The sequence below is a fragment of the Leifsonia sp. GW821-FHT13C09 genome, from assembly GCF_058806435.1.
Genome location: NZ_JBXAPS010000001.1, coordinates 1,134,292 through 1,154,763 on the forward strand (window position 1 = coordinate 1,134,292; position 20,472 = coordinate 1,154,763).

General features: G+C 71.6%; 20 protein-coding genes. 11 read left to right on the forward strand and 9 right to left on the reverse strand.

The window, feature by feature from the left end; translation table 11 throughout:
* The first annotated feature begins 10 nt into the window (after positions 1-10).
* Genes AC1ROW_RS05505 through AC1ROW_RS05515 form a run of 3 tightly spaced genes read left to right on the forward strand, consistent with a single transcriptional unit; the run spans position 11 to position 3,364 of the window.
* Complete coding sequence (locus AC1ROW_RS05505; protein WP_493017827.1) at positions 11-1,552, forward strand: glycosyltransferase family 39 protein; 1,542 nt, start codon at positions 11-13, stop codon at positions 1,550-1,552.
* The gene (locus tag AC1ROW_RS05510; RefSeq protein ID WP_493017828.1) at positions 1,549-2,226 is read left to right on the forward strand and encodes a DedA family protein; all 678 of its coding nucleotides are present in this window, start codon (positions 1,549-1,551) and stop codon (positions 2,224-2,226) included. Before AC1ROW_RS05505 ends, AC1ROW_RS05510 begins: the two co-directional genes overlap by 4 nt.
* 46 nt (positions 2,227-2,272) lie before the next feature.
* Entirely contained in the window at positions 2,273-3,364 is a 1,092-nt protein-coding gene (locus tag AC1ROW_RS05515; protein ID WP_493017829.1) for a DNA glycosylase AlkZ-like family protein, read from the forward strand.
* On the opposite strand, the gene AC1ROW_RS05520 is transcribed toward AC1ROW_RS05515, so the two are convergent.
* The gene (locus tag AC1ROW_RS05520) at positions 3,361-4,137 is read right to left on the reverse strand and encodes an SDR family oxidoreductase (RefSeq protein ID WP_493017830.1); all 777 of its coding nucleotides are present in this window, start codon (positions 4,135-4,137) and stop codon (positions 3,361-3,363) included. The two genes, AC1ROW_RS05515 and AC1ROW_RS05520, sit on opposite strands and share 4 nt — an antisense overlap.
* A 102-nt stretch (positions 4,138-4,239) precedes the next feature.
* Here AC1ROW_RS05520 and AC1ROW_RS05525 point away from each other — a divergent pair, with 102 nt between their 5' ends.
* The 3 genes from AC1ROW_RS05525 (at position 4,240) to AC1ROW_RS05535 (ending at position 8,165) form a co-directional block, all read left to right on the forward strand.
* Positions 4,240-5,076, forward strand: a complete 837-nt coding sequence (locus tag AC1ROW_RS05525; RefSeq protein WP_493017831.1) for a helix-turn-helix transcriptional regulator — start codon at positions 4,240-4,242, stop codon at positions 5,074-5,076.
* A 41-nt stretch (positions 5,077-5,117) separates the two neighbouring features.
* Positions 5,118-7,184 (forward strand): DUF6777 domain-containing protein, encoded by a 2,067-nt coding sequence (locus tag AC1ROW_RS05530; protein ID WP_493017832.1) that lies wholly within the window; start codon positions 5,118-5,120, stop codon positions 7,182-7,184.
* Positions 7,185-7,259: 75 nt separating this feature from the next.
* The gene (locus tag AC1ROW_RS05535) at positions 7,260-8,165 is read left to right on the forward strand and encodes a prenyltransferase/squalene oxidase repeat-containing protein (protein ID WP_493017833.1); all 906 of its coding nucleotides are present in this window, start codon (positions 7,260-7,262) and stop codon (positions 8,163-8,165) included.
* 44 nt (positions 8,166-8,209) lie between these two features.
* On the opposite strand, the gene AC1ROW_RS05540 is transcribed toward AC1ROW_RS05535, so the two are convergent.
* Positions 8,210-9,409, reverse strand: a complete 1,200-nt coding sequence (locus AC1ROW_RS05540) for a Fic family protein (RefSeq protein WP_493017834.1) — start codon at positions 9,407-9,409, stop codon at positions 8,210-8,212.
* Between the two features lie 171 nt (positions 9,410-9,580).
* On the opposite strand from AC1ROW_RS05540, the gene AC1ROW_RS05545 reads away from it, so the two are divergent.
* Genes AC1ROW_RS05545 through AC1ROW_RS05555 form a run of 3 tightly spaced genes read left to right on the forward strand, consistent with a single transcriptional unit; the run spans position 9,581 to position 11,457 of the window.
* The gene (locus AC1ROW_RS05545; protein ID WP_493017835.1) at positions 9,581-10,045 is read left to right on the forward strand and encodes an SHOCT domain-containing protein; all 465 of its coding nucleotides are present in this window, start codon (positions 9,581-9,583) and stop codon (positions 10,043-10,045) included.
* Positions 10,046-10,058: 13 nt separating this feature from the next.
* Positions 10,059-10,223 carry a hypothetical protein gene (locus AC1ROW_RS05550; protein WP_493017836.1) on the forward strand — a complete coding sequence of 55 codons (165 nt, stop codon included), beginning with the start codon at positions 10,059-10,061 and terminating at the stop codon, positions 10,221-10,223.
* A complete protein-coding gene (locus AC1ROW_RS05555) occupies positions 10,210-11,457 on the forward strand; it encodes an AI-2E family transporter (protein WP_493017837.1) in 1,248 nt (415 codons plus the stop codon). The genes AC1ROW_RS05550 and AC1ROW_RS05555 overlap by 14 nt, the downstream gene beginning before the upstream one ends.
* Positions 11,458-11,500: 43 nt before the next feature.
* Here the strand turns inward: AC1ROW_RS05555 and AC1ROW_RS05560 are convergent, their stop codons facing one another.
* Genes AC1ROW_RS05560 through AC1ROW_RS05585 form a run of 6 tightly spaced genes read right to left on the reverse strand, consistent with a single transcriptional unit; the run spans position 11,501 to position 14,992 of the window.
* Complete coding sequence (locus AC1ROW_RS05560) at positions 11,501-11,770, reverse strand: HigA family addiction module antitoxin (RefSeq protein ID WP_493017838.1); 270 nt, start codon at positions 11,768-11,770, stop codon at positions 11,501-11,503.
* A gap of 17 nt (positions 11,771-11,787) precedes the next feature.
* Positions 11,788-12,072 (reverse strand): type II toxin-antitoxin system RelE/ParE family toxin, encoded by a 285-nt coding sequence (locus AC1ROW_RS05565; RefSeq protein WP_493017839.1) that lies wholly within the window; start codon positions 12,070-12,072, stop codon positions 11,788-11,790.
* A 46-nt stretch (positions 12,073-12,118) separates the two neighbouring features.
* On the reverse strand, positions 12,119-12,676 hold the full coding sequence (locus tag AC1ROW_RS05570) for a hypothetical protein (RefSeq protein ID WP_493017840.1): 558 nt from the start codon (positions 12,674-12,676) through the stop codon (positions 12,119-12,121).
* A gap of 32 nt (positions 12,677-12,708) precedes the next feature.
* Positions 12,709-13,563: an MIP/aquaporin family protein gene (locus AC1ROW_RS05575; RefSeq protein ID WP_493017841.1), complete on the reverse strand. Its 855-nt coding sequence runs from the start codon at positions 13,561-13,563 to the stop codon at positions 12,709-12,711.
* A 26-nt stretch (positions 13,564-13,589) separates the two neighbouring features.
* On the reverse strand, positions 13,590-14,690 hold the full coding sequence (locus tag AC1ROW_RS05580; protein WP_493017842.1) for an ATP-binding protein: 1,101 nt from the start codon (positions 14,688-14,690) through the stop codon (positions 13,590-13,592).
* Positions 14,687-14,992 (reverse strand): glycoside hydrolase family 15 protein, encoded by a 306-nt coding sequence (locus AC1ROW_RS05585; protein ID WP_493017843.1) that lies wholly within the window; start codon positions 14,990-14,992, stop codon positions 14,687-14,689. The genes AC1ROW_RS05580 and AC1ROW_RS05585 overlap by 4 nt, the downstream gene beginning before the upstream one ends.
* A gap of 49 nt (positions 14,993-15,041) precedes the next feature.
* On the opposite strand from AC1ROW_RS05585, the gene AC1ROW_RS05590 reads away from it, so the two are divergent.
* Positions 15,042-15,566 (forward strand): DUF1996 domain-containing protein, encoded by a 525-nt coding sequence (locus AC1ROW_RS05590; RefSeq protein ID WP_493017844.1) that lies wholly within the window; start codon positions 15,042-15,044, stop codon positions 15,564-15,566.
* 156 nt (positions 15,567-15,722) lie between these two features.
* Positions 15,723-18,539 carry a DUF4062 domain-containing protein gene (locus tag AC1ROW_RS05595; protein WP_493017845.1) on the forward strand — a complete coding sequence of 939 codons (2,817 nt, stop codon included), beginning with the start codon at positions 15,723-15,725 and terminating at the stop codon, positions 18,537-18,539.
* Positions 18,540-18,555: 16 nt separating this feature from the next.
* Here AC1ROW_RS05595 and AC1ROW_RS05600 read toward each other — a convergent pair whose 3' ends face one another.
* Positions 18,556-20,427 carry an alkyl/aryl-sulfatase gene (locus AC1ROW_RS05600; protein ID WP_493017846.1) on the reverse strand — a complete coding sequence of 624 codons (1,872 nt, stop codon included), beginning with the start codon at positions 20,425-20,427 and terminating at the stop codon, positions 18,556-18,558.
* Positions 20,428-20,472 lie beyond the last annotated feature (45 nt).

The following is a 20,472-nucleotide window of genomic DNA, read 5'->3' on the forward strand; positions in this document are numbered from 1 at the left end:
GTCTGTCACGATGCTGCGGCCGGCCCCGACGCAGACGGCCCGGCCCCTCACCCGCCCCGTGGCGCTCGCCGCGGCGTTCGGCGTGCTCGCGACCGTACTCTCCGCCATCGGTTCCGGCATCCCGTCGCTCTGGGGCGACGAGGCGACCAGCGTCATGTCGGCGCAGCGACCGCTGCCGTCGCTGTTCCGGATGCTCGGCAACATCGACGCCGTGCACGGCACGTACTACCTCGGCCTGCACTTCTGGGGCGCACTGTTCGGGTTCTCCCCCGTCGCCGTCCGGCTGCCGAGCGCGATCGCGGTCGGGCTGGCCACCGCGGCCGTCGTGCTCCTGGCGGCGCGTCTGCGGAACACCCGCACGGCGGTCGTCGCGGGCCTGGTCTGCGCCCTCCTCCCCCGCGTCACCTACATGGGCGAGGAGGCGCGCTCGTTCGCGTTCTCCGCCGCAGTCGTCGCGTGGCTGACCGTGCTGCTCGTCGCAGTGCTCGACCGGGAGCGGCCGCGGGCCGCGTGGTTCGTCGGCTACGGCGCGCTGCTCGCGCTCGGGACGTACGTCTTCCTCTACACGATCCTCTTCGTGGTGGTCCACGGCGTGATCGTCGCACTCTGCCGCCCGCCGCGGCGCACCGTCCGCGGCCTGCTGATCGCAGTGGGCGGGGCGGTGCTGGCCGTCGCGCCCCTGCTGGTCTTCGCGATCGGCCAGCACAACCAGATCTCCTACCTCGGCGCCGTGCCGCAGCTCGCACCGGAGACCCTGTTCAGCGGCCTGTGGTTCGGCGACTCCTGGCCGCTCGGGATCGCGGCCTGGGCGCTGATCGTCCTGGCCGTCGCGGTCGCGGTCCGGCAGCGGGTGCTTGTGGCGCGGGCTCGCGGGGAGCGGTTCCTCGGGCTCCCGGAGTCGCGCGTCCCGTCCCCCGTCGGGCTCGCCCTGCTCTGGCTGCTCCTGCCGCCGGCCATCCTGATCGCCGTGCAGTCGGTCGTGCCCGACTTCACCGCCCGGTACGTGTCGTTCTGCGCGCCGGCCGCGGCGCTCCTGATCGCGTGCGGCGTGGACGAGGTGTTCCGCTGGCGGCGCTGGGCGGGCGTCGTCGCGGGAGCGCTGGTCCTCGCGCTGTGCTTCCCCGTCCTCGTCGCCGAGCGCACGCCGTACGCGAAGAACCAGAGCGACTGGGCGGAGGTCTCCGCCGCGATCGGGGCGCACGCGCTCCCCGGTGACGCGGTCGTGTTCGACGAATCGACCAAGCCGTCCAAGCTCCCCCGCCTCGCCGAGCACACCTACCCCGCAGGATTCGCGAACACGAGGGACGTCGCCCTGCGCGTCCCCTACCCCGAGACCTCGACGTGGCGGGACAGCGCGTACACTGTGCGCCAGGCCGGGGCTCTCGGCCGATTCGACGGCATCGACCGGGTCTGGCTGATCGAGTTCGCGCCCTCCCCCGGTTCGGTCGACGACTACGGCGTCGCCGACCTCACGACTCTCGGCTACCACGAGACCACGACGCGGATGACGACCCATCGCGAACTGATCTCGCTGTACGAAAGGACCCCATGACCGCCCACGCACTGGCCGCCGCCGGCGCCCTCGTCCACACCGGGCTGCTCGATCCGCAGGGCCTGATCCAGGCCGCGGGCCCCTGGGCGCTGCTCGGCATCTGCGCGATCGTCTTTGCCGAGACCGGCCTCCTGCTCGGGTTCTTCCTGCCCGGCGACACCCTGCTGTTCTTCGCGGGCGTGCTCACGCTCACCGGCCACATCCCGCAGCCGCTCTGGCTGGTGATCGTCGCGGTCGCCATCGCGGCGATCGTGGGCGGTGAGGTCGGCTACCTGATCGGCTGGAAGACCGGCCCGGCGGTGTTCGACCGGCGCGAGTCCGGTGTCTTCAGCCGCGCCAGCGTGCTGCGGACACAGCGGTTCTTCGACAAGTACGGCAGCGGCGCGGTCGTCGTCGCCCGCTTCGTGCCGGTCGTGCGCACGTTCGCGCCCGTCGCGGCCGGCGTCGGCCGGATGCGCCACGGGGTGTTCAGCCTCTTCAACGTGATCGGCGCCGCGGTCTGGGCCGCCGGGGTCACGCTGATCGGCTACGGACTCGGCCACATCCCCGGCGTCGCGGACTTCGTGTCGAAGTACCTGGACTTCGTGCTGATCGGGATCGTCGTGCTCTCGGTCGGCCCGGTGCTGGTGCGCGCCATCGCCCTGCGGCGGCGGAAGTCGCGGATCGAGTCGTAGCGGGCGCGCTGCGCAGACGTCGGATCCCGCCGCTACCGTGGGGGGCATGGCCGTCACCCTGGACCGCGACGAAGCGCGCCGGATCGCCGTGCGGGCGCAGCGCCTGGACGCCGCGCGGCCGGCCGGGATCGTCCCGCTCGTGGAGAGCCTGACCTTCCTCCAGCTCGACCCCACCGCCGCCATCGCGCCGAGCGCGGACCTCATCGCCTACACCCGGCTCGGTGCGACCTACCGGCCGGAGGCGCTGGTGGAGGCCTTGGAGACCGACCGCCTGCTCTACGAGGTCAAGGCGATGGACGATCCGGTCACGCCGCCGTTCGCGATGGTGCGGCCGGTCTCCGACCTCGGCCTCCACCTCGACCGGATGTCGCGCTGGCCCGAGCGCCTGTCGGGTGCGCAGGCCTGGCTGGAGGCGAACGATGCGTTCCGCCGCGACGTGCTCGCTCTGCTGCGCGACCAGGGCCCGACGCTGTCGAAGGACATCCCGGACACCGCCGCCGTGCCGTGGGTGTCGACCGGCTGGACGCACGGCCAGAACGTCACCCGCATGCTCGAACTGCTGCAGGGCCGCGGGGAGGTCGCCGTCGCCGGGCGGATCGGCCGCCAGCGCACCTGGGACCTCGGCGAGCGCGTCTACCCGGACGGCATCGAGGTCGTGCCGGAGGCGGAGGCCGCCCGGCTGCGCGACGAGCGCAGGCTGCGCGCGCTCGGAATCGCCCGTCGCGCCCTCGTGGGCGAGGCGGGCGAACCGGCGACCGTCGAGGGCAGCACCCTCGAGTGGCGGGTGGACCCGGCCGCCGTCGGGCTCCCGTTCGCCGGACGGACCGCGCTGCTGTCGCCGTTCGACCGGCTCGTGCACGACCGGGTGCGCAGCCAGGAGGTGTTCGGGTTCGAGTACCTGCTGGAGATGTACAAGCCCGCCGCCAAGCGGCGCTGGGGCTACTTCGCGCTGCCGATCCTGCACGGCGACCGGCTGATCGGCAAGCTCGACGCCACCGCCGACCGGAAGGCCGGCATCCTCCGCGTCGCCGCCGTCCACGAGGACGAGCCGTTCGCGCCGGAGGTGCGGGACGCGGTGCGCGCCGAGATCGACGCGCTCGCGGCCTGGCTCGCCCTCACGCCCGAGTACGCCTCCTAAGCGGCGGACTCGCGGGCGTGCGGGTCGGAGCCGTTCAGCACTTCCACGACGCGGTCGTAGTCGCCGCGGGCCTCGCCGTAGCGGAGGAACTTCACGCGCTCCACCTGGAGCTCGGTTGCGTCGGGCTGCGTTTCGATCAGCTCCATGACCTCCGCCACGAACTCGTCCAGCGGCATCGCGAAGTCGCTCTCCTCCTGTCCCGGCATGAGCGCGGTGCGGACCGCCGGCGGCTCCAGCTCCATGACGCGCACGGAGGTGTCGGCGAGCTGCAGGCGGATGCTCTCGCTGAGCATGTGGATGGCCGCCTTGCTGGCGTTGTAGCTCGGCGTCACCTTCAGCGGCGTGAACGCCAGTCCCGAAGACACGGTCACGATCGTGGCGTCCGGGCGGGTCTGCAGGTGCTCCACGAACGCCGCGATCAGCCGGATCGGGCCGAGCACGTTGGTGGTGACGATCGACTCTGCGGAGGCGAGGAACGCCTCGGGACGGTGCCAGTCCTCCGCCCGCATGATGCCGGCCATCGTGATCAGCACGTTCAGGTCGGGGTGGGCGGCGAGCACGGTGTCCGCGGCCTCCCGGATGCTTTCGGCGTCGGCGGTGTCGATGCGGACGGTGTCGATGCCGGGGTGCTCGGCGGCGATGGCCTCCAGAAGCTCGGTGCGGCGGCCTCCCACGATGACGCTGTTGCCGCGCTCGTGGAGGGCGACGGCGAGGGCGAGCCCGATGCCGCTGGTGGCGCCGGGGATGAAGACGGTGTTCCCTGTGATGTTCATGCCCTCCACTCTGCGGGGGTTCCTCCGCGGGCGGGAGCGGAGCGCTCATCGGGGGATCCGCGATCCCTGGCTCGGACCCGCCCGACGTCGGATGATGGTGTGATGGACCGCACCGCGCTCGCCGACTTCCTCCGCCGCCGCCGCGAGGCGCTGCGCCCGGAGGACGTCGGCCTGCCCTCCGGCCCCCGCCGCCGCGCGCCCGGCCTGCGCCGCGAGGAGGTCGCGATGCTCGCCGCGATGTCGAACGACTACTACACGCGGCTGGAGCAGCGCCGCGGCCCGCAGCCGAGCGACCAGATGCTCGCCTCCCTCGCGCGCGCCCTCCGGCTCTCTGCCGACGAGCGCGACTACCTCTACCGCGTCGCCGGGCACAACACCCCCGACCGTCTCGGCGGGGCGCATGTGCCTCCCGCGCTTCAGCGCGTGCTCGACCGGCTGGACGACACGCCCGCGCTGGTGCTGTCCAACCTCGGCGAGACGCTCCTGCAGAACCGGCTGGCCGTCGCGCTGCTGGGCGACCGGTCGCACTACATCGGCCTCGAGCGCAGCGAGTTCTACCGCTGGTTCACCGCCCCGGAGACGGCCCGGGCGATGTACCCGGAGGCCGACCGCGACCGGCAGAGCCGCGCCCAGGTGGCTTCGCTCCGCGACGCTTACGGCGCGCTCGGCCCGCAGTCGCGCGCCGGCGAGCTGGTGCGCGCGCTGCTGGAGCGGAGCCCCGAGTTCGCGGAGCTGTGGGAGCGGCACGAGGTCGCCCGCCGGTTCGAGGACCACAAGACCCTCCTCCACCCGGAGCTCGGCGCGATCGAGCTGGACTGCCAGGCGCTCTTCACCGAGGACCAGTCGCAGTGCCTGCTTGTCCTGACGGCCGCACCGCGCACCGAGGCGGCGGAGAAGCTGGCGCTGCTGAGCGTGGTCGGCACCCAGTCGTTCGCCTGAGAACCTCCCCACCCGTTCAAATTTGAGCTATTCTCACCTTCATGTCGAGGGACGCCGTCCCCCGGACCCCGCCCGACCCAGACGGACACGGTCCGAGGTCGCGCAGCCGACGGCGCTGGTGGCTCGCCGCCGCAATCGTCGTCGCCGTCGCCGTCGTCGTCGCCGCGGTCGTCGCCGGCATCGCGATCGGCCGCTCGGCCTCGGCCGCTCCGTTGACGCTCGTACCGGCCGACAAGCCAGGCCCGAACCCGTTCACCGACACGACTCAGACGGAGGCCGCGCCCACCGCCTCGGCGACCGTCACCCGGAAGTCCGCACAGTTGCGCGCCACCCTCCCGAAAGCCGGCGGAACGAGCACGCCTGTCGCAGAGGGCACCGCCCCGGGTCTGTACGGAGGCAGCGGGAACGTCCACGTCTGCGATGCACAGCGACTCGTCCGCTTCCTGCGAGACTCCCCGGCCAAGGCCGCCGCCTGGGCGCACGTGCTCGGCACCGCACCGGCGACGATCGAGCACTACGTCGCCGGCCTCACCCCCGTGATCCTCAACAGCGACACGCTCGTGCAGAACCACGGTTACCGCGCAGGCGCGGCGACCTCCTTCCCTGCGATCCTGCAGGCGGGCACCGCGGTGATGGTCGACAGCGCCGGCGTCCCCCGGGTCAAGTGCAACTGCGGCAACCCGCTGACCGAGCCGAGCGTGGTGTCCGTGCCGTCGGCGTCGACCACCGGCGCGGTGTGGCCGGGATACGCGGCAGGCGGCGTGATCCTGGTCCACGGCGGCACGGCGGGCGGAAGCTTCCAGCTCGTCGACCGCGAGAGCGGCCAGGTCTACGCGCAGCCGCTCGGCGCCGGGGCGGCGGTGTGGGCGGCCGCGAGCTGGACCTCATCGGTGGGCGCTGGGATCGCCGACCAATCCGTCCTGTGGACGAGCGCGGACGGCGCCGCGTGGGCGCGCGCGACGACAGTCCCGCACGAGCTGATCTCGGGACTCGCGTGGGGGGACGGGCGCTGGGTCGCGGTCGCCGCGTCCGACGACCAGGCGTCGATCCACTCGGAGATCCTCACCTCGCCCGACCTGAGGACGTGGACCGTCGCCACCACGGTGAGCGGCCGCCTCCGCGCCGTCGGCTTCGGGACGGGAGGCTGGCTCGCGGTCGGCGACCCCGCCGACGGCTACAGCGACTCGACCGGGCTCTCACAGCCGAGCGGTCACGCCGACGTCTACGCGAGCACGGACGGCACGAGCTGGACGAAGACCACGACCGTCGACACCCCCGGATCGGACGGCTTCTGGTCGATCGCCTACGGCGACGGTCACTGGGTTGCGACGGCCAACGCGATCTACGTGCTGAACTCCCCCGTGAACGTGTACCAGAGCGCGGACGGGACCACGTGGACCGCGAGCGGCGCCCCGCTCGCGCAGCAGACGGACGGGATCGTCGCTCACGGCGCCGACGGCTGGCGCATCGCGGCGTCCACCACGTACCCGGCCGACCCGGCCTCGTTCGACCCGCCGCTCCAGGACACGCTGATCGACGCGGGCGCCGGGGGCGGAACCTGGACCACGTCCAGTCCCGCGGCGCTGAAGCAGCAGCTCCCGCATGTCCTGGCGGCCGGCGGCGGCCGCTGGCTCCTCGGCAGCGAGGATTCGGAGCTCATCAACCAGGGCCACGCCTTCAACACGACGCGCGTGAGCTCCAGCGCGGACGGGGTCGCGTGGGCGACCGCCGGCCGCATCGACGGTCCGCTCGGTGCGCTCGGGTACGGCAGCGTGGCCGGGGCGCCCGCGCCGGGGACGACCTCCGCTCCGACCGCGACACCGGCGCCGACCAGCACGCCCGGCGCGGGAGGCTCGGGCGGGACGCCCGACTGCACGGCCGCTGCCCTCCAGCGCGCGCTCGCGGCGGCGGGACTCCCCGGGACCATCGGCACCGACCTGGCGTGCAGCGCCGGCTGGGCGGCGGCGGGCGTCAACCATCCCCAGTCGCAGACGACGGCGGTCTTCCAGTGGGTCGAGGGCGCGTGGCAGTGGCGGGACCGCACGACGATCTGCTCGCAGAATGTCCTGCCGCCGGCGGTCGCGCCTGCGGCCTGTCAGAGCAACTGACGCCGGAGGCGGCGGAGGACCCGGCCCTGCTGGCGGTACTGGGCACGCAGTCGTTCGCCGGGTAGCCTGGCCGCCGTGGATGTCCTCGGCTGGCTTCTCGACGGCGACCCTGCGATCCGGTGGCAGGTGCGCCACGACCTTCTCCATGAACCGGACGACGCGGTCGCCGCGGAGCGCGCGACGGTGGAGACCGAGGGCTGGGGCGCCCGCCTGCTGGACCTCCAGCAGGAGGACGGCACCTGGGGCGAGGGCGTCTGGACGCAGCGCGACCGGGTAGGCGTGGATGACGCGATGCTGCTCCTGGCCCTGCTGGGCGGACCCGCGGACGGCGAGCGGACGCGCGTCGCGGTCGACCGGGTCGTCCGGCACGTCGACTGGGGCGAGGAGTGGTGGAACCATCCGTTCTTCGACGGCGAGGTGGAGCCGTGCATCAACGGCCGCGTGCTCGTCGCCGGCGCGCGGTTCGGGCATCCCGGCGAGCTTATCGTGGAGCGGCTGCTGAACGAGCAGCAGGACGACGGCGGCTGGAACTGCTACGCCGAGACCCGGCAGGACCCCGGCTCGTTCCACAGCACGATCTGCGCGCTCGAGGGCCTGACGGCCTACCGCGACGCGGGTGGCCCGACCGACGTGGCCGGGGCGATCGAGCGCGGCCACGAGTATCTGCTGACGCGGGGGCTGATGCGCCGGCTGAGCGACGGGTCGATCATCCGCGACAGCTGGCTGCGCTTCTCGTTCCCGTACTACTGGTCGTACGACGTCCTGCGCGGCCTCGACCATCTGCGGGCGGCGGGCGTGCCGGCGGACGAGCGGGTGGCGGAGGCCGTGTCCGTCGTGGCGTCGCGGCGCCAGCCGGACGGCCGCTGGCTGCTCGACCACGAGCACTCGGGGCGCGCGCTGCTCGACATGGAAGCGGTCGGCGAACCGAGCCGGTGGAACACGCTGCGGGCGCTGCGGGTGCTGGAGTGGGCCGGGGCGTAGCCCTACGTGGGGCAGCCACGCCCTCCCGGGCGCCCCTGCTCCCGCTACACCGCGCAGCGACGAGCCGCACGGTCGGCGAACGCGTCGAGCGCCTGGATCATGTCGTCCGCGATCCAGAGCCTGTTGCGCTTGCGCGAGTTCGCGGGGCGGAGGACGCCACGGTCCACCAACGCCTCGAACGCGCGATACGTCCCCGGCGCCGAGAGCCCGAGCCGGGCCTCCACGACCGCCGCGTTGAGCACGGGCTGCTCCAGGGCGAGCGCGGCGACCCGACGGCCCGAGCTGTCGGAGCGCAGGCCCGTCAGCGCGTCCTCCCAGCGCGCGCGGAGCTCCGCGATCGCGGTGGCGAGCTCACGCCCCGTGCGCACCGCGAAGCCGGCTGCGTCGGAGAAGGCCCGCACGATCGGGTCGACCTCGCCCAGGCGGTAGGCGGTGAGCGCGTCGTAGTAGTCCTCCACCTCGAACAGGAGGCCGGCCGAGACCGGCACGACCACCGTCGCGGTCGTGCGCGACCGCCGGAGCATGGCATGCACGATGGCGCGGCCGGTCCGGCCATTGCCGTCCGGGAACGGGTGGATGGTCTCGAACTGCGCGTGGGCGATCGCCGCGTGGACGAGCGCCGGGACGTCCCAACGGCCCATGAACTCGACCAGGTCCGCCATCGAACCGGGCACGCGCTCGTGGTGAGGAGGGACGAAGGTGGCTCCGTGGGGGCTCACGCCCGAGCCCCCGATCCACACCTGCTCGCGGCGGTAGCCTCCGGTCAGCTCGGGCGCGTGATTTTCCAGGAGCGCCGCGTGCATCGCGATGATGCCTCCGCCGTCGAGGGCGTCGGAGAGCTCCAGCGCGGCCTGCATGGCGTGGACGTTGCGCACGATCAGCGGGGCGTTGCCGGTGTCGCGCTCGCCGAGCTCGGTCTCCGCGATCGCGCGGGCGCCGCTGGTCAGGTTCTCGATCTGCGACGAGGACACCGACTCGCTGCGCAGGAGGATCGACGCGAACGGCAGGACGGAGAGTCCGAGCTCTGCGTCGAAGCGCGTGAGCATCGCCGCCGCCTCCACCGCTTCGGCCGCGACGAGGGCGCTGACCGGGATGTCGCGGTCCCCGATCCGCGGCACGATCGCGGCCTCGTACGGCCCCCGACTCGACGCCCACTGGCGCCGGGTCAGGTGGTCCCGGCTGTAGCGCGACTGCCAGGCATAGGACTCCCGGTCGAGCGCGGGCCAGGTTCCCATTTCGGACATGAGAGCAAGCCTAATCGTTATTTACGCTTAAAGCGCTAAGTGTAAATAACGCTCCTCCCTATTTTCACCCCAACCCCACCCCATCGCCCTCTAGACGCCCGAACCCTCGCGGCGTTACTCTCAGCGCACATCCAGGCTCGGACCCGAGCCCCGGGGGAAAGGTAAAACGACATGGATTTCTGGAACAACTTCTGGAACATCATCTGGCTGTTCTTCTGGAGCTTCGCCTTCATCGCCTACCTGTTCGCACTGTTCGCGATCATCAGCGACCTGTTCCGGGACCACAAGCTCAACGGCTGGTGGAAGGCGCTGTGGATCATCTTCCTGATCTTCGTGCCGTTCCTCACCGCGCTCGTCTACCTAATCGCCCGCGGGCCGGGGATGGCGGAGCGCAGCCAGAAGGAGGCCCGCCAGGTGCAGCAGAGCACCGACGCCTACATCCGCGAGGTGGCGTCCTCCAGCCCGTCCGACGAGATCGCGAAGGCGAAGGCCCTCCTCGACGCCGGCACCATCACCCCGGAAGAGTTCGCGCACCTCAAGAGCGTCGCGCTCGGCCACCAGGCCGCAGCCGGGGCGCACGCGGCTCCCGCCGCACCGTCCGCGCCGACCCCGCCGCCGGCAGCGCCCACGGCGTGATCGAACGGGCTCGGTGACCGACGTGACCGACCCGACCGCGACGGCGCCGGAGTCCTCCAGGGCTCCGGCGCCGTCGCACGCCCGCAGCCGGCCGTCCGCCGGGCTGACCGACACTGACCGGGAGGCCATCATGGCGCTCCAGACACCGATCGCAGGAACCGATCATGGCCGCCGTTAGCGGGATCTGGCCGTTCCGCCGACGCGCCCGCCGACCCGAGCCCGCCCCACCCGACGCACCCGACCCCGAGCAGGAGGCAACGGCCTCCAACGGCCGCAGCGTCCGCATCCTCCTGAGCCTGGCGAGCGGAGCCGTCATCCTGTTCGGGCTGCACGCCATCGCCGGCATCCTCGCCCCGTCGCTGCTGGCCCTCGTCCTGGTCATCTGCGCGCAGCCCGTCCGGGTCTGGCTGGAACGCCACGGCACGCCGAGCGGTGTCGCGACCGGCGCCGTCGCGTTGACCACCTTCGCCCTCCTGGCCGGTTTCGCGGCCCTCCTGATCATCGCGATGGCCCAGTTCGTCTCGATGCTGCCGCAGTACAAGGAGCAGTTCCAGCAGATCGGCCAGCAGTTCGCGAGCTGGCTGTCGACGATCGGCATCAACACACAGGACGTCAAAGCGGTGACGCAAGGATTCGACCCGACGAAGCTGGTCAACTTCTTCGGCGGGCTGCTCGGCGGCGCGTTGGGCCTCATCACCTTCGGCGTGATCGTGCTGACCATGCTCATCCTGATGCCCGCCGACGCCGCCTACACCCCGACGCTGCTGCGCCAGCTGGAGCCGACCAAACCGAACCTCGTCTACGCGATGACCGGCTTCGCGCACAGCGTCCGCCGTTACATGGTCGTCACGACCGTGCTCGGCGTCGTGCAGGGCGTCATCAACGGCATCGCGCTGTTGATCCTCGGCGTGCCGGCCGCGCTGCTCTGGGCGATCCTGTCCTTCCTGTGCAGCTTCATCCCGAACGTCGGCTATTTCCTCGCGCTGGTGCCGCCACTGGTGTTCGGCTACCTCATCGGCGGCTGGGGCACGGTGATCGCGATCATCGTCATCTACGGGATCGTCAACGCCGTCGTCCAGTCGGTGGTGCAGCCGAAGGTGGTCGGCAACGCCGTGGCGCTCAGTCAGACGCTCACGTTCTTCTCGGTGCTGCTCTGGGCGGTCGTGCTCGGCGCCATCGGCGCCATCCTCGCCATCCCGCTGACGCTGCTCGCCCGGGCGATCCTGGTGGACTCCGACCCGCGCGCCCGGATCTGGCGCGCCGCGATCGGCGACCTGCGCGAGACGAAAGACCTGATGAAGGAGGAGTCCGCCGCGGCGAAGGCGGAACGGCGCTCGGCGAAGGCTGTCGCGCGGTCGGGTGCACGGCCGCCGGACGCGGGCGGCGGGAGCGGGCCGAACGATGGGGTGTGAGGAGTAGTCGGCGAAGGAGTTCGCCGCTCGCGTTGAATTCGCTTCAGCCGGCTGCTGCCGCTGCCGCTCGCGCGTTCTCGAGGTCATAGCGCATCTGCATCCGAAGCCAGAGCTCCGCCGATCCGATGTCGTTGCCCTCGAGCGCGAGCGCGAGCTTGGTGCTGATCGCGGCATGCCCGTTGAGAACGCGCGACAAGGCCGGACGGGACATGCCCAGCTTCAGAGCGGCCTCGCCGACGGTCAGCCCGAGCCCTTCGACTCCGAGCTGCTCCGCGAGCACCTCGCCGGGGTGCGGTCTGTTGTGCATCGTCATCATCGCCTCCTTCGTCGTCAGTGGTAGTCCAGGTAGTCGACGAGGATCACGTCCTCGTCGTCGAAGGCGAAGATCACTCGCCAGTTGCCGTTCACGCGCAGGGAAAACATCCCGGCGAGGTCGCCTTTCAGGGCGTGGAAGCCGAACGCGGGCAGGTCGACATCCTCGGGTACCGCGGCGTCATCGAGCGTCGCCAGGATCAACCGCAGCCGTCGCCGATGCTGCGGAACGATCCCTTTCGCCGAGCCTGTGTAGTAGAACGCGGACAGGCCTTTGTGGGCGAAACTCTTGATCACCTCCATCACTGTAACGCGTAACGGCACGCATTACAACTCGCAAAAACTTACGTCAGTGCTGCAACGTCGTCTTCAGCACGATCACCACGACCCCGAACAACCCCGTCACCACCGCCCCCGTCACGCACACCCATACCGGCCGCCCCCGGATCAGGAACACGAGGTACCCGAGCAGCGCCAGCAGCAGCACCGTCAGCCACAGCGACACCAGCACCCCCGTCGCGGGCGGCAGGATCCCGAGGGCCGCCAGCAGCAGCGGGACACTGGGCACCACCGCGGCCTCCAGCATTCCGCTCGACTCGAAGAGGGCGTGGCGGAGGGAGTCGACGATGCGGGCTCGCGCGCTCTCGTCGTCGGCGTGGAAGCCGAGGGCCGTGGAGTAGACGTGGGCGAGCCAGAACACCACGATGCTCACCAGGCTGAACACCAGGACGTGCAGCGCGTCGGAGCGGCTGGACGTGCCCCCGGAGCTCGCCGCCACCACGCTCGCGTAGACGATGGTGCCGTAGATCCCCGCCGGTGTGCCCCAGTGCCGCCAGAGCGCGCGCTGCACCCGGATGCCGCTGTCATCGGGCTGCGCCGCGGACGAGTTGAGGTCCATCGAGTCCATGAGGCCATCATGGTCCGACGGCGACGGCGACGTCACTCCTGTTCGGGGAAGCGCGCCTGAGTCTGCAGGCCGCCCTGCGCCGCCGCCGAGCCCGCCAGGCCACCGCCGCGACCGCGGAGCAGGAACGCCGCGCCGACCGCGACCACCGCCCCCGCGACCGGTCCGACGATGTAGACCCAGTAGGCGTCCCAGTGCCCGCTCACCAGGTCGGGCCCGAAGGTGCGGGCCGGGTTCATCGAGGCGCCGGAGATCGGGCTCCCCCAGAGTCCAGCCAGCGCGATGTAGGCGCCGACGCCGAACGCGCCGATGATGCCGAGGTTCTGGGCTCCGGAGGCCGTGCCCAGGATGACGCTCACCAGGCCGAACGTGAGCACGGTCTCCATCAGCAGCGCGTCCCAGGACGAGAACCCGGTTGCCGGGTAGTTCGAGCCGTAGCGCGCGGAGATGTGCGTCACGCCCTCCAGGAACCACGCCGCCAGCGACGCCCCGCCGAGCTGCACGACGATGTAGCCGGGCACCCGGGACCACGGGAAGTCCCCGCGCAGCGCGAACGCCACGCTGACCGCCGGGTTGAGGTGCGCGCCGGAGACCTTGCCCATGAACAGGATGATCGCGAACACCATCAGGGCCGGCGCGGTCACCGCGGCGGTGCGGGAGATCGTGTTCGGGAACGCCTGGCCCATCATCCCGCCGCCCGCCGCCACCAGCACCAGGAAGAAGGTGCCCAGCAGCTCGGCGAACAGCCTGCGCCACTCCTGCGACGCGTCGTGGAAGTCCTCGATGGACTGCGCGATCGTCGCCGGCACATGCATGAGCCTGCCGTGGACGACATCGTTGACGATCCCGCGCGCCTCAGCGGCGTCCCTGCGGGTCTGCTCCTGGCTCATGCTGCCTCCTGACTGTCCGACGCCGGCTAGCCGGCTCCCACCGCGCTCGGCTCCACGGACAGGTCGCTGCCGCCCTCGACCGTGATGCGCCGGCCGACCCGCACGAGTTGCGGCTTGTCCGAGAACGCGCCCGCGAAGAGCGCCTCGCCCTTGCGGAAGGTCGGCGACTGCTCCAGCAGGTGCTGCGGCACGAACCCGAACACGTCGCCGATCTCGTCGATGTCGCGCGGCGAGTTCATCCGCATCAGGCCGAGGTTGTCGCACTGCGAGAGCACGTTCGGGTGGATCTTGGTGGGCCGCTGCGTGGACAGGAACAACCACAGCCCGAATTTGCGGCCCTCCGCGGCGATCTGGATCAGCTGCTCCGTGAGCTGCGCCTCCACGCTGTTCCGCGGCACGGGCGGGCAGAAGTTGTGCGCCTCGTCCAGCACGATCAGCAGCGGGTCGCGCTCCATCCGCTTCTCCCAGAGGTGCTCCAGGACGCAGAGCGCCGCCGCCTGCGGCTCGGCCTGGTGGGCGAAGCCGCCCACATCCAGCACGGTGACACGCGGGCGCTCGTCGATCGTGTCCACGACCGAGGAACGCCCGAACGACCAGAGCGGCCAGTCCAGGATCTCCAGGTTGTCGATCCGCATCCCCAGCCGGCGCTGCGCCGGGTCGTCCGAGGAGGCCAGCGCCCCCAGGAAGCGCTCCTTGTCGAAGCGCTGCGCCTGCGACTTGTCCAAGTGCAGGAGGGCGTTGTACTCCTCCTCGTCGGCGATCGGGTCCAGCCTCCCGACCGCCGCCTGCGACCGCACGCTGAGGTCGACGTAGCGGGCGTGCAACTGCGGCTCGGTGCGGGTGCTGGAGTGGAAGACCCGGATGTCGAAGTCCGCGAACCGCTCGCGCTCGTCCGGCGACGCGTCCTCCCGGGTCCGCGACACCCGCACGAAGTCGGCGTTCGGGTCGAGGACCGCCATCGGCAACTCGGTCTCCAGCAGCAGCTGCTCCAGCACGACGCCGAGGGCGTAGGTCTTGCCGGATCCGCTCTGCCCGCACCAGAACGTGTGCCGGTTGAAGCGCGACCCGTCGATGACGGCGGGACGCTCCGGGGCCTCGACGGTGGTGCCGATGGTGAGCGGGATCATCGTGCGGGCTTCCGGTCGGTGGTGCGCCGTTCTCGGGAGCTCTGGGCGGTGAGCGCGGCGTCGAGGGCGATCGCCGCCCGGATCAGCGCGAGGTGGGTGAACGCCTGGGGGAAGTTCCCGAGCTGGAGGCCGGCGGGGTCGATCTCCTCGGCGAACAGGCCGACGTGGTTGCCGTAGGTGAGCATCTTCTCGAACGCGTACTGCGCCTCGTCCAGCCGGCCGGCGTCCGTCAGCGCGCAGACGTAGAAGAACGAGCACAGCGAGAAGGTGCCCTCCCGCCACGCCCTGGTCCCGCAGCGCACTCTGCTTTACTGGCGTACCCCGCCCGGAATCGCGTCGTCGACGCGGACCATGCCGGAGGGCGTCAGCCTGATCGCGGGCGACGAGACGGCCACGGCGCCGCAAAGCACCTCGGTCGTCGGCTGGACCTGCACGGCGACCGCGACCGACCCGCGACCGGGAAGGGCATCGCTCCCGCACGATTGCCCGTCGGGCTCGCAGCTCCGGCTCGTCATCACTTTCCCGAACTGCTGGGACGGCCACACGATGGACGGCCGCGATCGTTCTGGCGCGGTGTACGCCACGACGACGGGGTGTCCGGCATCGCATCCCGTGCACATCCCGCAGATCGTGCTTCACGTCACCTACCCCACCGCGAGCGGCGCGGGGATCACCCTCTCGACCGGACCTGCGACGCAGGGGCCGCCGGTCACGGGTCACGCCGACTTCCTGAGTGGCTGGCAGCAGAGCCGGATGGACGCGGATGTGGCGGCGTGCGACACGGCTCAGGTGCGGTGCGGGCCGGTGAGGGGTGCGGACGCGACGCCGCAGGGCGGGTCAGAGCGGAGCGGGAGAGCGCAAAGCGGGAAGGCGTGAGGCGGGAGAGCGCGGAGCGGCAACGCGTAGAGCGGGAGCGGCAAGGCATAGAGCGGGAGAACCCAGGCGGCAAGGTGGCCGGGATCGGCGCAGAGCCTGAATCGTTGGCCCGCCTCCCCTGTACATTTCCATACGAACGCAACACAATGACATAACATGAGCCGCCCTCATGTAATCCGGACTCCCGATCAGCGATTACGCATCTTCGTCTCCTCCACCCTGCAGGAGCTCGCCGAGGAACGACGCGCGGCGCGGAACGCGATCGAACGGCTGCACCTCGCTCCCGTCATGTTCGAGCTCGGGGCGCGTCCCCACCCGCCTCGGGAGCTCTATCGTTCGTACCTCCAGCAGTCCGACGTCTTCCTCGGTCTCTACTGGGAGCGCTACGGCTGGGTGGCGCCCGACGAAGAGGTCTCGGGGCTCGAGGACGAATACAACCTCTGCCCCGACGACGTCCCCCGACTGCTCTACGTCAAGGCCTCGGAGCACCGGGACGAGCGGCTCACCGGCCTCCTGAACCGGATCCGCGACGACGATCGCGCGGCCTACAAATACTTCGAGACCGCCAAAGAGCTGGCCCGGCTCGTGGAGGCCGACCTCGCCATCCTGCTCGCCGAGCGCTTCGACCAGAGCAAGGCGCCCATCCTCGACGAGTACGAACCGACGCGCCCCGCCATCGGGCGCTCGGGACCGGATCCGGCGGTGGCCGATCCCGTCCGCCTGCCGGTGCCGCTCACCGGGCTGGTCGGGCGTGAGCGGGACATCGCGGAGATCCACGGGATGCTCGCCTCCGGGACCCGGCTCGTGACACTGGTCGGCCCGGGCGGGATCGGGAAGAGCAGACTCGCGATCGCGGCGGCGCGCGCGTCGGCGCCGGACTTCGAGGACGGCGCCGTGTTCGTCGACCTTTCGGCCGTCCACGACCCCGAACGCGTGCCCAGCCGCATCGCGCAGTCCCTCGGCGTCCGCGACACCGGCGACGCCCCCATCATGGAGAACCTGGCGACGGCGCTGCGCGAGCGCAGCATCCTGCTCGTGCTCGACAACTTCGAGCAGGTCGTGGACGCCGCGCCCGCCCTCACCACACTCCTCGCGGAGGCGCCCGAGCTCGCGATCCTGGTCACCAGCCGGGTGCTGCTGCGCATCAGCGGCGAACAGAGCTACGACGTCGAACCGCTCGGCGACGAGCAGGCGGTCGACCTGTTCGTCGAGCGCGCCCACGCCGTCAAACCGGACTTCGAGATCACCCCCGACAACGAGGAGGCCGTCGAGCGGGTCTGCGACGCCCTCGACGGGGTGCCCCTCGCGATCGAGCTGGCGGCGGCGCGCGTGCGGGTCCTCTCCCCCGCGGAACTGCTGGACCGGCTCGACCGGCGGCTGTCCGTGCTGGTCGGCGGCGCACGCGACCTTCCCGCACGCCAGCAGACCATCCGGCGGACCATCGAGTGGAGCACGCAGCTCCTCAGCAGCGACCAGCGCAAACTGCTCGCCCGGCTGGGCGTGTTCGAAGGCGGGTTCACGCTGGAGGCCGCGGAATTCGTCGGGGCGGCGATCACGCCGGACAACGGCGACACCCCCGCCGACGCGGAGGTCCTCGAGAATCTCGCCGCGCTCGTCGACAGCAGCCTCGTCGGCCAGCACGACAGCGACGACCGGCCGCGGTTCTCCATGCAGGCGATCGTCCGCGAATACGCCAGGGAGCAGCTCGCGCACAGCGGCGAACAGCCGGCGGTGCGGGACGCGCACGCGCGCTACTTCCTCGCGCTCGGCGACGACGCGGAGGACGACCTCCGTGGCGCCGGGCAGCGCCGGTGGATGCGGCGTCTCGGCGACGAGCGGGACAACCTCCGGGCGGCCGAGCGGTTCCTGCTCGACGGACACGACTGGGATCGGGCCGCGCGTCTCGCCTTCAGCCTCTACCTGTACTGGTGGGTCACCGGCCTGCTCGGCGAGGTGCGCACCTGGATGGAGGAGGCGCTGACGTCCGGCGACGAACTCGACCCCCACACCCGCGCCATCGCGCTCTACTTCAGCCGCACCATCATGTTCTGGAAGGACCCCGACGGCAGTGTCGCCGCCGACCTCGCCGAGAGCATCGAGCTGTTCCGCCGCACCGGCGACCCGACCGGCGAGGGGATCGCCTCCATCTCGCTCGCGCTCGCCCTGCTCGCCGGCGACACGCCCGACACCGCGCGCGCCCGGCGGGTGATGGAGGCCGCGCTCGCCCTCTACCGCGCGAACGGAAGCGTGTGGGGCGAGTCGATGGCCCGAGTGCTGCTGGGGCGGGTCGCCCTGCGGGAAGGCGACCTGGCGGAGGCGCAGGACCACTTCACCACGAGCCTCGCGCTCACCAACCGGTCCGGCGACCGCGTGGGCCAGCGGATCGCGTCGTACCACCTCGGCTGGACAGAGCTGATGCTCGGCGACGTGGCGGCGGCGCGATCGGACTTCGCGCTGAGCGTGACGATCTCCGCCGCGGTCGGTCACCCGGAGGGCATCGCCTATGGTCTGGAGGGCATGGTCGCGGTCGCGGCGCTTTCGCACGACGACGAGCGGGCGGGCGAGCTGGCCGGCGCGGCGCAGGCTCTCCGCGAGCGGAGCGGCCTCCACAACGGGCCGACGTTCACCTTCCATCAGCGCTACCTGGACGATCTGCTCTCCGGGCCGCACGGCGACGAGGTCGCCGCCGCCATCGCGGCCGGCCGCGAGCTCACCGTGGACCAGGCGGTCGCGGAGGCGCTGGCGGAGGGGCGCGGCGAGTCCGGCGAGGAGAGCGAAGACGAGAGCGAGGGCGGCTCGGACGACAGCGAGGACGGTGCAGAGACGAGCGAGGAGGGCGGCGACAGAGAGCACCACGGCGACTCAGAGGACCGCGGCGGCACAGAGGACGGCGGCGACACAGAGGACGGCGGCGACACAGAGGACGGCGGCGACACAGAGGACGCTGCCACACCCGGGCCGGTCGGCGACTGACCCCGCCCCGCCGCGCTTACGGCACCACGATGTCGAACCCCGGATCCCCCTCATCCAGCACGCCGACCATCTGCGTCAGCACTCCCAGGTCCCCGTCCACCGTCAGCCCGTCCGTCTCGGTGTCGCCGCCCACCAGCCGCAGCAGTCGCGGCTTCGTCAGCGTGAGGTGCAGGGGCGCCTCCCCCGACGGCTCGCGCTCCACGTACACGAGGACCCCGTTGCGCAGGGTGAGGTGGAAGCTGCGGCCCAGGTCGGTCAGGGTGATGTCGAACGCCAGGTCGAGGTCCCACGCGCGTGGGCCGTCGACGCGGATCGCGACCGAGTCGAAGAGCTGTTCCGGGGAGAGCTGGATGAGGATGGCCGGTGACGCCGCCGTGGTCGGGGTGCCGAAGTTGCCTTCGCGCAGCTCCGTCGCCCCGGAGAGGAAGAAGTTGCGCCAGGTGCCGTTCTCCGAACCGTAGGCGAGCTGCTCCAGGGTGTCGGCGTAGAGCGCCGTGGCCGACTCGTGCGCCGGCGAGGCGAAGACGGCGTGGTCGAGCAGCGTCGCCGCCCAGCGGAAGTCGCCCGCATCGTACGCCTCCCGCGCGAGCTCGACCACCCGGTCCACGCCGCCGATCGCCGCCACGTACCGCTCGGCCAGGGCTTGCGGCGGGTGCGGCCACAGCCGCGCGGGGTTGCCGTCGAACCAGCCCATGTAGCGCTGGTAGACCGCCTTCACGTTGTGGGACACCGACCCGTAGTAGCCGTGCGTGCTCCACTCGGCCACCAGCGCCGGCGGCAGCTCGAAGTCCTCCGCGATCTCCGCACCCGTCAAGCCGCGGTTGATGCCGCGCAGCGTCTGGTCGTGCAGGTAGCCGTAGAGGTCGCGTTGCACGCCGAGGAAGTGCCGGATGCGGTCGCCGCCCCAGGTCGGCCAGTGGTGGGAGGCGAACAGCACGTCGGACCGGTCGGCGAACCGCTCGATCGCCTCCGTCAGGTAGGCGGACCAGATGTGCGGGTCGCGCACCAGCGCACCGCGGAGGGTGAGCAGGTTGTGGAGGTTGTGCGTCGCGTTCTCGGCCATGCAGAGGGCGCGGTAGCGCGGCAGGTAGAAGTGCATCTCCGCGGGGGCCTCGGTCCCCGGCGCCAGCTGGAACTCGACCTCGACGCCGTCGATGGTGAGCGTCTGGCCGGTCTCCCGGATGTCGACGGTCGGGACGAGGATGCCAGGCTCTCCCGTGGAGGTGGTCTGGCCGAGCCCGGCCCCCACCTGCCCCGAGGGACCCTTGTCGAGCGCCGCGCCGTACATGTAGCCCGCACGGCGCCCCATGGCGGTGCCGGCGTAGACGTTCTCGGAGATGGTGTGGCCGAGGAAGCCTTCCGGCGCCACGATCTGCACCGTCCGTCCCTCCAGGTCGGCGGCCTCCACCACGCCGAGCACGCCTCCGAAGTGGTCGATGTGGCTGTGGGTGAAGATCACCGCCACCACCGGACGGTCGCCGCGGTGCGCGCGGTACAGGCCGAGCGCCGCCGCGGCGGTCTCCTTCGAGATGAGCGGGTCCACGACGATCACACCGTGGTCGGACTCGATGAACGACATCACCGACAGGTCGAGCCCGCGGGCCTGGTACACGCCGTCGACAACTTCGTAGAGGCCGTGCTTGGCGACCAGCTTCGACTGCCGCCACAGGCTCGGGTTGACGGTGTCGGGCGCGTCCCCGGCCACGAAGTCGTACGCCGCCGCGTCCCAGACCGCGTTGCCGTCGGCGTCGCGGATCACCGGGTCCTCGAGCGTGCCGAGGTAGCCGCGGTCGGCGTCGGCGAAGTCGTCCGCGTCGGCGAACGGCAGCGCGTCGAGGAGGGCACGGTTGGCGTCGGCGATGGCCGCGGTCGGGTCGTTCTGCTTCATGGGTCTCTCCCTCGGGCCGGGTCGATGCGCGCCGTTACGGCCGAG